We start from the raw sequence: 12299 nt of genomic DNA on the forward strand, positions 1-12299 counted from the left end.
GTCTCCGGAGGTTTCCGGGGTGTAAACACTTTTGCGCCGATTAGTATCCTTCCGACCTCCGAAACGTGCCTAAAAGCCGGTATTTGGTGCGTTGCCACTCGTTCTGGATACCAAAAGGACGACGCCTGCGATTGATCACGATGATGCGGTCGGGCGGTCAGTGCATACAGAATGAGCGCAGGAGGATCACATGTCGACACGCATCATCACGTCGGAGGAGTGCGAGGCGCTCACCGAGTGGCCCGGTCTGATCGCCGCACTCGCCGACGCCCACCGGGCGCTCGCCAGTGGCGGCGCGGTGCAGCCCGTCCCCGAGGCCCTGCGGATCCCGGGGGACGCCAGCGCCGACGGCCCCGCCGCCGTCCCGATGGTCGCCTTCGCGCCGTACCTCGGTCTCGCCTCGGTGAAGCTGCTGATCGACGCCCCGCGCAACCGCGCGAGCGGGCTGCCGCCGCAGCGCTCGACGGTCTCGCTCTACTCCGCCGACACCGCGGAGTGCCTGGCACTGATCGACGGCCGCGCGCTGACGCGCCTGCGGACGGCGGCGGTCTCGGCGCTCGCGACCTCGGCCCTGGCCCGTCCCGACTCCCGGATCCTCACCCTGGTCGGCGCCGGTCCGCTCGCCCGCGAGCACGCGCTCGCCCTCGGCTCGGTGGTCGAGCTCGAGGAGGTGCGGGTCTGGTCGCCGTCGGGCTCCAGCGCCACGGCGCTCGCCGCGGAGCTCGTCGCGAACGGCGTGTCGGCGACGGCTCCCGAGGGTCTGGCGGATGCGGTGCGCGGCTCCGACGTCGTGTGCACGCTGACGCCGTCGGTCGAGCCGCTGCTCGACGCGGCCTGGCTCACCGATGGCGTGCATGTCAACGCGGTCGGGTCGCCGCCTCGACACGGCTACCGCGAGCTCGGCGCCGACGTCTTCGCGCGGGCGGACCGGGTCGTGGTCGACACCCGCGGGATCGCCTTCTCCGAGTCGGACAACGTGCGCCGCTCCGGTCTCCGGCCCGCCGACGTGGCGGAGCTGGGGGAGGTGCTGACCGGCCGGACCGGGGGCCGCTCGTCGCGCGACGATGTGACCGTCTTCAACAGTGTCGGCATCGGCCTGCAGGATCTGGCTGCGGGCGCCCACGTGCTCGCCCGGGCTGAGCGCGCGGCCCTCGGTGTCGAGGTCGAGACGCGGGCCGTCCGGTGACGGTCGCGCCGCCGACCCGGTTGAATAGGGGGAGCCGAGCGAAGGAGGCCCGCGTGACCGGCATCGCCCCCGAGGAGTCGCTGACGGCGCAGACCTATCGCACGCTCCGCCGCGAGATCATCCTGGGCCGGTATCCGCAGGGGTCGCGGCTGGTCGAGTCGACGCTGGCGAGCGAGCTGAAGGTGTCGCGGCTGCCGATCCGCGAGGCGGTGCCGCAGCTCGAGAACGAGGGCTTCGTGCGCACCCTGCCGCGGCGCAGCTCGCGCGTCACGGAGTGGACCACCGCCGATGTCACGGAGCTGTTCGACGTGCGCCTGAGCCTGGAGACGCTCGCCGCCCGCCTGGCCGCCCGGCGCGTCGCAGAGGGCGTGTCACCCGAGCCGCTGCACGAGGCCATCGCAGCCGAGCACCGGGCGCTCGACAGCGAGGACTGGCTGCTCGTCGCCGAGACCAGCACGATCGTGCACGAGGCGATCGTCGACATCGCCGGCAGCGCACTGCTCGGCTCGCTGATGCGGGCGGTCAGCGGGCGGATGACGTGGCTGTTCTATCTGACCTCCGCGCGCGACCAGCACCAGCAGTCCGACGAGCACCAGGGACTGCTCGAGGCGATCCTCTCCGGGAACGACCGTCTCGCCGAGTCGATCGCCTTCACCCACATCGAGAAGGGCCGTGCCCCGTCGCTGAAGCTGCTCGCCGGCTAGCCCGCCGCGCAACTCCCTGAGGGTGCCCGCTTCATGCTGATCGAGTAGCCCGCGTGCGGGCGTATCGAGATGCACCGTGTGCAGAGGGTGGGGTCTCGATACGCCGCTGCGCGGCTACTCGACCAGCAGGGGCTCGCTACGCGCTGAGCGTCGCGCGACGGCGCAGGAGCAGCGCCCCGCCGCCGAGCAGGAGCGCGAGCGCTCCGAGCGGCAGCAGCGTCAGGTCTGTGCCGGTGGCGGCCAGGTCGCCGTCGGGGCCGGCGACGGGCGCGGGCTCGTGCGGCGCGGGGTGGCCGGGCGCGGGATCGCCCGGCGCCGGAACCACGGGCGGCGCGGTCTCGGTCGGCATCGGCACGGGCGTCGCGGTGGCGGTGGCGGTCGGCTCCGGCGTCGGCGTCGGCGTCGGCGTCGGCACCGGCTCCGTCCCCTCCTGCGCGAGCACGGGCACGGTCGACCAGTCGATGTCGCTCGCCAGGCCGTACGAGGTGTACGACGGCTGGTTGTAGGCGGTCTGCTGGCGCGCGACCTCGACCCGGTACTGCGGGTCGTGCATCAGCGTGGTCAGCTTGCGGTCGGTGACCTCGGTGCTCGAGTAGATCCGGATCGCGCTCGAGTCCGCGGTCGGCAGCAGCAGCTCCTCGCGCCAGTCGCCGAGCACGTCCGCCACGAGCGACGGGTTGCCCTTCGTGCCGTTGTTCGTCACCGTGCCCTCGGCCGAGAGCAGCACCGTGCCGTCACCGGTGACGATCGTCGGAGTGACGGGCGTCGCGTCCTGCATCGTCGTGCTGGCCACGATCTGCGTGGTCATGTCCGCGGCCCAGCGGATGCTCTGGTTGGTGCCGGGCTGCTCGGCGGGGTCCCCGCCGTCGAGCGGCTCGCCGCTCGCCGAGAGCGTTCCGATCGCCCAGACCTCCTGGCCGGGGATCGCGGGATCGATGTCGCCGATCATCCCGCGGCCGGTGTCCTTGCCGGAGTAGGCGCCGAAGAGCACCTCGCCGGTCGCAGCGTCGCGCAGCGCGTAGCCGTAGGGGGCGCCGACTCCGCCCTCGTGCACGGAGAAGATCTCGAGCCCGGGGTTCGCCGGGTCGATGTCGGTCACGTGCATCGCGTCGCCGTGGCCGAGCTTGGCCTCGGTGCCGGGCGCGCTGCTGCCCTCGGGCAGGGTGTCGTAGGAGCTGTAGAGCAGGCTGCCGTCGTCGTCGAGGGTGGCGGAGCCGTAGACGATCTCCTGCCGGCCGTCGCCGTCGACGTCCGCCGCGCTGAGCGAGTGGAAGCCCTGCGTGGTGAGCGTCGCCCACTCCGGGCTGGTGCCCTCGCGGCCGTGCGGGGTGTCGTTGAAGGGGTTGGTCAGCGGGACGTGACCGCTGTCGGCGACCCAGCGCTGCGAGAGCTCGCTGCCGTCCCAGTCGTAGGCGACGACGACCGCGCGGGTGTAGTAGCCGCGGGCGAAGACGGCGGACTGCGTCTCGCCGTCGAAGGAGGCGACGCCTGCGAGGAAGCGGTCGTTGCGGTTGCCCGGCTCGATCCGGGAGTAGGCGTAGTCGCCCCAGAGCAGGCCGTCGTCTCCGCGGGCCGGCTCGTAGGCGACGGTCTGCAGCTCCTCGCCGGACTCGCCGTCGAACACCGTGAGGTACTCGGGGCCGGTCAGGATGAAGCCCTCGAAGGTGGTGAGGTCGTTGCGGTCGCTCCGGCTCGGCGCGTAGACGTCGATGAAGTAGTCGGCGAGCTCCGTCGCCCCGGCGCGGTCGAGGGGGTAGGCGTGCGTCGGCGCGATGCCGAACGCCTCCTCGAGCGTCGCGGGCCACTGGCCGGAGGTGACCTCCTCGCGGGTGCCCCAGCCCTCGAAGACCTCGATGAGGTGCTCGCGGTAGCCGGCGGCGGAGAGGCGGTAGTCGTCCTGCGGGGTGACGCCCGCGGCGACGTCCTCGGGGAGGAGCGTGATCGACTCGGCGCGGGCGGTGTCGCCGCCGGGCAGGATCGTCGTGCCCGGCGCGGTCTTCGTCATGATCTCGGAGCGGCCGTCGCCGTCGAAGTCGGAGACGAGGAACTGCGTGTAGTGCGCGCCGGAGCGGATGTTCACGCCCAGGTCGATGCGGTGCAGCAGCGTGCCGTCGGCCTCGTAGGTGTCGAGGTAGGTGCTGCCGGTGTAGCCCTTCTGCGAGACGTCCTTCGCGTTCGAGGGGTACCACTTCACGACGTACTCGTAGTCGCCGTCGCCGTCCATGTCGCCGACGCTCATGTCGTTGGCGCTGTAGGTGTAGGCCTCGCCGGCCGGGGTGACGCCGTCGGCCGGCTTCTGCAGCGGCAGCGTCTCGAACGCGTCGGCGGAGGCGACGGCCGGCGCGCTGGGCTCACCGGGCTCGCCGTCGACGAGCGGGACGACGCGGTACTCGTCACCGGGCGCGCCCACCGGGTCGTGCAGGTTGGTGCTGTCGGTGACGACGCCGATCCGCTCCGCCCCGCGGTAGACGGCGAAGTCGGCGCCGACCATCCCGCTGTCGGAGGAGCCGGTCACCTCCGTCGCGAGCAGCCGCCAGCTGACGAAGACGCCGCCGTCGGGCGAGGCGAGCGCGACGACACCGCGGTCGAGGTCCTCGAGCTGCGCGGTGAGGACGGGGTTGGCGGGGACGGCGGGCGGCGCGGTGGTCTGCGCTGCGGCAGCGGATGCGCCGGTCAGCGCGAGCCCCGCGGCGAGCGCGAGGCCGAGGCCGGAGCGGAGCGCCCCGGCGGCGGTGGTCGGACGGAACGGACGTGAATTCGGCATTGAATCCCTCGGCATCGATGGTCCGGGATGCAGGAATGCGCTTTCCCCGGTCCCGCGCCACCCTACGTGAGACGTTTCACAGGGGTCAACCACCTGCCCGGCCGACTCACCCACCCTGGTCGAGCAGCCGCGTAGCGGCGTATCGAGACCCCGGGTCACCAGCCGTCGTCGGTGGCGTCGTCGTCCGTCGTGTCGGCGGCGATCATCTCGACGATGGTGTCGACGGTGAGCCAGGGGCCGTTGCTGACCTCGCCGATCTTCTCGCGGTCCTTGAAGACGACGATGCGGTCGCTGAGGCGCACCACCTCCTCCAGCTCGGAGGAGATGTAGACGATGGAGACGCCCTCCTTGGCGAGCTGGGCGATGTGCGCCTGGATCTCGACCTTCGAGGCGACGTCGATGCCGCGGGCCGGCTCGTCGAGCACCAGAAGGCGCGGCCGGGTGGCGAGCCAGCGCGCCAGGACGACCTTCTGCTGGTTGCCGCCGGAGAGGTACTTCACCGGCAGGTCGGGGTCGGCCGGCGTGATGTTCAGCGCCTCGACGTAGGTGGCGACGAGCGTGTCGGTCTCGGCCGCCGACAGCGGGTGCGCCCAGCCGCGCAGCGCCTGCAGCCCGAGCACGAGGTTCTCGCGCAGCGACAGGTCGCCGATGATCCCGTCCTCGCGGCGGTTCTCGCTGGAGTGCGCGATGCGGTTCCGCAGCCCCGACACCGGGTCGACGATGTCCGCGTGCTCGCCGTCGATCAGCACCTCGCCGCTGTCCGGCCGCTCGACGCCGCTGAGCAGCGACGCCAGCTCGGTGCGTCCGGAGCCGCGGAGGCCCGCGAAGCCGACGATCTCGCCGCGGTGCAGCTCGATGTCGGTGGGGGAGACGGCGCCCCGGCGGCCGATGCCGACCGCGCGGTAGATCGCGGGGCCGGTGGGCTGGCGGCGGTGCTCGCGGCGGTCGGAGCCGATCTGCCGGAGCGCGTCGATGTCCTTGCCGATCATCTTCGCGATCAGCTCGGCCCGGTCCATCCGCCCGGCCGGGTACTCGCCCTCGGTGCAGCCGTCGCGGAGCACGGTGATGCGGTCGCTGAGGGTGAGCACCTGCTCGAGGAAGTGCGAGACGAAGACGATCGCGACGCCCTGGCCGCGCAGCCGCCGCAGCACCGTGAAGAGCCGGGCGACATCACCGAGGTCCAGGCTCGAGGTCGGCTCGTCGAGGATCAGCACCCGCGGCCGGTCGACCATCGCGCGGCCGATCGCGACCAGCTGCCGGATCGCGGGCGACAGCGAGCGCAGCGGGAGGCGCGGATCGAGGTCCTCGAGACCCAGCTCGGCCAGCATCTCGGCCGCCCGCGCGTGGGTGCGCGACCAGGAGATGCCGAGGCGCCCGCGGATCTCGTGCCCGATCATCACGTTCTCGCCGATGCTGAGGTTGTCGGTCAGCCGCTCGTCCTGGAAGACCGCGGTGATGCCGGCGGCCTTCGCGTCGGCCGGTCCGCTGAAGCGCCGGGCGACGCCGTCGACGACGATCTCACCGGCGTCGGGCTGGTGGATCCCGGTGAGCGTCTTGATCAGCGTGGACTTGCCCGCGCCGTTCTCGCCCATCAGGCCGTGGATCTCGCCCGGCACGAGGCGCAGCCGCGCACCGGCCAGCGCGGGCCCGGAGGAGAAGGAGACGTGGATGCCCGTCATCTCCACGACCGGGTCCGGGCGTGCGGGACCGGGGCGTGCGGGAGTCGTCGTCGACTGAACTGACACGTGCCGTCCTCGGTTCGTGTGCGGGGCGGCGCCGGGGGAGCGTCGCGCCAGGGGTGCCGCCGATGATACGCGAGCGCCGGTCGCGAGCGTCAGCTGCGGGGCGGCGCCGTCGACTCGCGCACCACGAGCTCGGTGGGGATGCGGGTGCGCTGCGGGATCTCCTGGCCGCGGATCCGCGCGTGGATCACCTCGGCGACGGTGGTGCCGAGCTTGTCGAAGTCCTGCCGCACCGTGGTCAGCGGGGGCAGGAAGTGCCGGGCGGTGGGCAGGTCGTCGAAGCCGACGATGCTGACGTCCTGCGGCACGCGGATGCCGCGCTCGACGAGACCGTGGATGACGCCGAGCGCCATCTCGTCGTTCGCGACGACCATCGCGGTGAACTCCGGGACCGACTGCAGGCTGCGGGCGAACTCGTAGCCGGAGTCCGGAGTCCAGTCGCCGATGACGATCGGGCGCTCGCGCATCCCCCACGCCTTCGCCCGGCTGTGGAAGGCGCGCTCGCGGGCGCGGGCGTCGAGCCAGTCGAGCGGGCCGGACATGTGCAGCACGTCGCGGTGGCCGAGCGAGGCCAGGTGGTCGACCGCCTGGCTCATCCCGGCCTGCTGGTCGACCGAGACGGTGAGGAAGTTCGCGTCCTTGTCGGACTTCACGACGAGCGTCGGCACGCCGATCTCGACGGTGCGGAGCGTCGCGACGGAGGAGGAGCGCGGCGCGATCACGCAGAGCGCGTCGATCCCGAGGCCGGAGAGGTGCCGGATCGCGTCGACGGGGCTCATGTCCTGGTCGTCGCGCAGCGCGACGGAGGTGACGGAGTAGCCCTTCTCGCGCGCGGCCCGCTCGATGGCGCGGAGGGTGCTGGACGGGCCGAACTCGGCGCCGCTCTCGATCATCACGCCGATGCGGTCGGTGCGCTGGGTGACGAGCGAGCGCGCCGCGATGTTGGGGCGGTAGTCGAGCTCGGAGACGGCCTCGAGGACCTTCTGCCGGGTCGACTCCTTGATGTTCGGGTGCCCGCTGAGCACGCGGGAGACCGTCATGTGCGAGACGCCGGCGACCGCGGCGACATGCCGGAGGTTGGGCCGATCGGCCATGGCGCGGACCTCCTCCGCTCCCCTGAGGGGAGAGCCGGGCACCCTCGGTGCGGCGGGATGACGAGGGCTCGACATCGCGGGTCCGTTCAGCATAGTCAAGCGGGCCCGGGGATCGGCTCCGGGGCGATTCAGCCGGTGACGCTCAGGATCAGCGACCGCGCTCCCGGCTCGCCGGCGACGGAGCGGACGGTGAGGAGTCCGGTCCCCGCGTCCCAGCTCGTGCGCCAGGCGGGGAGCCCGGCGGGGAAGGCCGTGCTCACCTCGACGGCGCGGCCGAGGAGGCTCGGGAACGCGAGGGTCGTCTCGCCCGCGTCGTCGCCGCGGTCCCAGAGCGAGAGGGAGATCGCGTCCGGTCCGCGCAGCGCGGAGGCGACCCAGCGGTCGGTCCAGCCCGGCAGGCCGAGCGGCCAGAGCGGCACCGACGCGACCAGGTGCGCCCGGAGCTCGCCGGCGGTGCGCACGGCCTCGGCGACGAGCGCGCGCTGCTGCGCCGTCATCCGATCCAGGTGGCCGGTGAGGAGGAGCCGGCCCGCGAGGCCCGTCACCAGCGTGAAGGCGATCGCCTCGTCGCTCATCTCCGGCTGCGGGCAGGCCCAGTTCGCGGCCTGCTCGGGGAGCATCGAGAGCGGGGCCGCTGCGGCGATCGGCGGCGCGAGCAGCGGATCCTCCTGGTCGGAGGTCGACTGCAGCTGCAGCCGGGAGAGCATCGCGGAGTCGGCGCGCATTGCCCCGGAGGCGCAGTTCTCGAGGATCAGCTGCGGGTGGCGGTCGAGCACGCCGTCGATCCAGGCGAGGTGCGCGCGGGAGTGCTCGAGGAGTCCCGCGCCGGCGCTCGTCGCGTCGCGGTCGGTGCCGGGGCCCGGATCGATGTTGTAGTCGAGCTTGACGTAGCCGATGCCGAACTCGCGGACGAGCCGGTCCACGGTCTCGTCGAGGTGCGCACGGGCTGCAGGATGGCGCAGATCGAGGTGGTGGCGGCCGCTCTCCTCCACCCGGATCCCCGAGCGGGAGAGGAACGCCCCGTCGGGCAGGGACCGGGCGAGCGGGCTGCCGGTGCCGATCACCTCGGGCTCGAGCCAGAGCCCGGGCACCATGCCGTGGCCGCGGATCGCGTCGACGACCTCGCCGAGTCCGCCCGGGAAGCGCCGGGTCGACGGCGTCCACTCGCCGACGGTGTCCCACCAGGACTCGGTCTCGGCGTACCAGCCGGCGTCGACGCAGAACACCTCGGCGCCGACCTCGGCCGCCGCGGCGATCAGCGGCAGGAGCTTCGCGGTCGTCGGGTCGCCGCCGAGGGTGTTCAGGTAGTCGTTGAAGACCAGCGCGGGGCGGCGGTCGTCGGGGTGGGCGCGCCGGGCCGACCGCTTCGCCCGGGTGAGGGCCGCGGCGGCGTGCTCGAGGCCGGTGCCGACGGCGACGAGCGCCGGCACCGAGGTGAAGGACTCGCCGGGCGCGAGGAGCACGGACCACTGGTGGTCGCGGTCCGTGGGGCCGGAGGCGGCGAGGTAGGCGTCGCCGATCTGCTCGCCGGCCTCCCAGCGCCACGGGCCGTTGTGCGCGACCTCGCAGAGCCAGGTGACGTCCTGCCGCCGTGAGCGGAGCGCGGCGAGCGGGAGGGCGCCGCCGGTCGACCAGGTGCCGGTCGCGGTGCGGACGACCGACTCGCGCGGGGGCTGCTCGGTGTGCTCCGGATGGAGGTCGGGCAGGAGTGCGCGCAGCTCGCGGGCCTCCCAGCGGCCCTCGCCCAGCCACTCGCTGCGGCCCTCGAGCAGCTCCCAGTCCGCGGCCGGGTCGGCGGCGGCGCCGACGTCCAGCCGGGTGCCGAGCGGCATCGCCCAGCTGGTGACGGCGGTGAGCAGCACCGGCCCGGTGCCCGCGTTCTCGACGGTCGTGCTCGCGCGGAGGGCGGTGCCGAGCGCGTCGATCGTGGTCGTGGCGCGCAGGCCGTCGGCGCTCGCCGAGACGATCCGAAGGACGGTCGCCCCGCCCCCGCCCTCGCCCCCGGCCTCGTGCGAGACGTAGCGGAGGGAGTCGCCGATCGCGGTCTGCACGAGCCGGTCGGTGGAGGTGACGTGGCCCCGGCCGGCGGTCAGGATCCCGACCAGCGGCAGTGCGTGCTCGAAGCGGATCTCGAGCTCGCCGGAGACGAGTCGCACGAGGCTCACGGGGGCGTCGGGGGAGCGGCGGAACTCGAGCTCGAGCGGCCCGGCGCGCCAGGAGAGGGTCTGCGCTGACATGGGGGATCTCCGATCGCACGAAACGTTCGCCTCGGACTCTAGGCGGGGTGTGCGGGAGGGATCAAGGGCGGAAGCGAAACGTTTCGCCCCAGTGGTGGGAAGGAGCCGGGGAAGGGCTGCTCGGAGGGGTTTGACCTTGCGCAACTGCCGCTGTTACCGTGAACAAATTCTCGCCCCGGCCTTGGGGGCCGCGCTCTCGCGGCCCGACGGGGCGCCCGCATCACGATCGACGACGGAGTCATCCATGCACCTGACCGCGCCCGCACCGGGCCTGCGCCGCCGGCTGATCGCCGGTCTCCTGATCCTGCTGGCGGCGATCGTGGCGCTGCCGCTGGCCGCCGCGAGCCCCGCGGCCGCGATCGGCGAGTCGACCTTCACGAATCCGCTCGAGCCGGACACGGCCGACCCGACGATCGAGTTCCACGACGGGAACTACTACCTCGTCGCCACGACCTGGGACAACCGCGTGGTGATGCGCAAGGCGCCGACGCTCGCGGCGCTCGGCACCGCGACTCCGGTGACCGTCTACTCCGACACGAACCCGGGCCGGAACGCGAACATGTGGGCGCCCGAGCTGCAGCGGCTCGAGGGCCCGAACGGCTGGCGGTGGTACCTGATGTACACGATGGGGACCGCCGGGAACTTCGACGGCCAGCACCTCCAGGTGATCGAGAGCGCGGGCGACGACCCGATGGGCCCGTACAGCTACAAGGGCCGGCCGGTCCCGGTCGACTCCTGGAACATCGACGGCGCCTACCTGCAGCTGAACGGCGAGCTCTTCATGACCTGGTCGGCGTTCCAGCCGGGCAACGGGCTGCAGAGCAACTACATCGCCCGGATGTCGGACCCGTGGACCGCGGTCGGCCCGCTGAACGTGCTGTCCGAGCCGGTCGAGCCGTGGGAGACCATCGGCATGCCGGTCAACGAGGGTCCGATCCCGCTGCAGAAGGACGGCCGCACCTGGATCGTCTACTCGGCGAGCTTCTGCGGCACCGAGGACTACCAGCTCGGCACCCTCGAGTACGACGGCACCGGCGACCCCGTGCTCGCCTCCTCCTGGACCAAGAGCGACGGCCCGGTCTTCTCGAAGGCGAACGGCGAGTACGGCACCGGCCACAACGACTTCTTCGACTCGCCCGACGGCACCGAGACCTGGAACCTGTACCACGCGAACCCCGGCCCGAACGACGGCTGCAGCCGCCAGCGCTCGGCCCGCGCGCACCTCGTGGACTGGACCGCCGAGGGCGAGCCCGACTTCGGCACGCCGCTCGGCACCGCCGCCCGGATCCCCGTGCCCAGCGGCGAGAACGCGCCGATCACGGCCCGCGTCGATGGTGCGCCCTGGCAGCTGGTCAGCCGCAGCACCGGCCTCTGCGCCACCGTGTCCTCCGCCCAGAGCGGCGACGGCGCCGGCGTCGTGCAGGGCTCCTGCGCCACGCCCCGCGCGAGCTGGACGCTCGACAGCACCGGCGACGGCTTCGTGCGCATCGTGAACGCCAGCAGCGGGAAGTCGCTCGGGCCGGTCGGCTGCTCGACCGCCTCGGGTGCGTCGCTGCAGCAGTCCGCGTGGCTGACCACCTCCTGCCAGCAGTGGAGGGTGGCTCCGGGTTCCGGCGGCTACTCGACGCTGACGAACCGCACGGGCGAGAAGGCGCTCGACGCGGTCTCCGGAGCGATCCGCCAGTCGACGCCGAGCGCCGCCGCCTCGCAGGAGTGGGCGCTGCGCCCGGTCGGCGCGGTCGCCGTCACCTCGCTGGTCACCGGCAAGGCCTTCGACCTGCCGAACTGCTCCACCGCCGACGGCGCGGTGCTGCAGCAGCGGGAGTGGCTCGGCTCGCCGTGCCAGCGCGTGACGTTCACGGCCGCCGCGGACGGCGCCGTCGAGCTGCACCCCGTCTCGGCCGCGGCCAAGTGCCTCGCGGTCACCGGAGGCTCCACCGCCGACGGCGCGACCGTCACGCAGGGCGCGTGTGGCGTGACCGGCAGCAGCTGGCGGCTCCGCCCGGGCAACGACGGCACCGTCGAGCTGCGCGCCGCGCACAGCGGCAAGGCCCTCGACCTGTCGAACTGCTCGGACCAGAACGGCACCCGGATCGGCCAGTGGAGCGTGCTGAACAACGACTGCCAGCGCTTCCGCGTCTCGCTCGGTGCGCCGGCCGCTCCGGTCGCTCTGCAGCTCGCCGCCACCTCGTCGGTGCGCTGCGTCGCGGGCAAGCCGGTGCTCACCACGACCGTGAAGAACGCGGACGACCTGCCCGCCGACATCACCGTCACCACCGCCTCCGGCACCAAGACCTTCCCGGCGGTCGCCGGCGGGAAGAACGCCACGGCGAGCTTCACGGTGCGCCAGCCGGCGCTGGCCGCCGGCTCGGCCTCGGTGACGGGCGCCGGAGTCGACGACGCGGGCCGCGCGGCCACGCAGTCGGCCGCCTACCCCGCGATCACCTGCTGACGACCGGGGTCTCGATACGCCGCTGCGCGGCTACTCGACCAGCATGGGGCGCCCCCTTTTCTTGCTGGTCGAGTAACCCGCGCAGCGGGCGTATCGAGACCCACCCACCACACACCCGCC

Annotated in this window: 7 protein-coding genes; 3 read left to right on the forward strand and 4 right to left on the reverse strand. The window is 72.9% G+C overall.

Features of this window, described 5'->3' with window-relative positions; genetic code table 11:
* Positions 1-190: 190 nt before the first annotated feature.
* Both MT350_RS18695 and MT350_RS18700 read left to right on the forward strand, forming a co-directional pair.
* Positions 191-1186, forward strand: coding sequence for an ornithine cyclodeaminase family protein (locus MT350_RS18695; protein ID WP_243599728.1), 996 nt, complete (start codon positions 191-193; stop codon positions 1184-1186).
* Positions 1187-1239: 53 nt separating this feature from the next.
* Positions 1240-1890 carry a GntR family transcriptional regulator gene (locus MT350_RS18700; RefSeq protein ID WP_160086803.1) on the forward strand — a complete coding sequence of 217 codons (651 nt, stop codon included), beginning with the start codon at positions 1240-1242 and terminating at the stop codon, positions 1888-1890.
* Positions 1891-2026: 136 nt separating this feature from the next.
* On the opposite strand, the gene MT350_RS18705 is transcribed toward MT350_RS18700, so the two are convergent.
* The 4 genes from MT350_RS18705 to MT350_RS18720 all read right to left on the reverse strand — a co-directional run bounded on the left by MT350_RS18705 (position 2027) and on the right by MT350_RS18720 (position 9727).
* Positions 2027-4654 carry a rhamnogalacturonan lyase gene (locus MT350_RS18705; protein ID WP_243616417.1) on the reverse strand — a complete coding sequence of 876 codons (2628 nt, stop codon included), beginning with the start codon at positions 4652-4654 and terminating at the stop codon, positions 2027-2029.
* Between the two features lie 155 nt (positions 4655-4809).
* On the reverse strand, positions 4810-6333 hold the full coding sequence (locus MT350_RS18710) for a sugar ABC transporter ATP-binding protein (RefSeq protein ID WP_243616459.1): 1524 nt from the start codon (positions 6331-6333) through the stop codon (positions 4810-4812).
* 155 nt (positions 6334-6488) lie between these two features.
* Positions 6489-7490: a LacI family DNA-binding transcriptional regulator gene (locus MT350_RS18715; protein ID WP_165908983.1), complete on the reverse strand. Its 1002-nt coding sequence runs from the start codon at positions 7488-7490 to the stop codon at positions 6489-6491.
* Positions 7491-7618: 128 nt separating this feature from the next.
* Complete coding sequence (locus MT350_RS18720) at positions 7619-9727, reverse strand: glycoside hydrolase family 36 protein (protein WP_243616418.1); 2109 nt, start codon at positions 9725-9727, stop codon at positions 7619-7621.
* Between the two features lie 244 nt (positions 9728-9971).
* Between MT350_RS18720 and MT350_RS18725 the strand changes: the two genes are divergently transcribed.
* Positions 9972-12179, forward strand: coding sequence for an RICIN domain-containing protein (locus MT350_RS18725; protein WP_243599731.1), 2208 nt, complete (start codon positions 9972-9974; stop codon positions 12177-12179).
* Positions 12180-12299 lie beyond the last annotated feature (120 nt).

This window comes from Rathayibacter sp. VKM Ac-2928 (assembly GCF_022815545.1).
In the GTDB taxonomy this organism is placed as follows: Bacteria; Actinomycetota; Actinomycetes; order Actinomycetales; family Microbacteriaceae; genus Rathayibacter; species Rathayibacter festucae.

What these genes read in the sequence shown, in the direction of transcription:
- MT350_RS18725 (WP_243599731.1), top strand. Translation starts at nt 9,972, where the DNA reads ATGCACCTGACCGCGCCCGCACCGGGCCTGCGCCGCCGGCTGATCGCC.
- MT350_RS18720 (WP_243616418.1), bottom strand. Translation starts at nt 9,727, where the DNA reads ATGTCAGCGCAGACCCTCTCCTGGCGCGCCGGGCCGCTCGAGCTCGAG.
- MT350_RS18715 (WP_165908983.1), bottom strand. Translation starts at nt 7,490, where the DNA reads ATGGCCGATCGGCCCAACCTCCGGCATGTCGCCGCGGTCGCCGGCGTC.
- MT350_RS18705 (WP_243616417.1), bottom strand. Translation starts at nt 4,654, where the DNA reads ATGCCGAATTCACGTCCGTTCCGTCCGACCACCGCCGCCGGGGCGCTC.
- MT350_RS18695 (WP_243599728.1), top strand. Translation starts at nt 191, where the DNA reads ATGTCGACACGCATCATCACGTCGGAGGAGTGCGAGGCGCTCACCGAG.
- MT350_RS18710 (WP_243616459.1), bottom strand. Translation starts at nt 6,333, where the DNA reads ATGACGGGCATCCACGTCTCCTTCTCCTCCGGGCCCGCGCTGGCCGGT.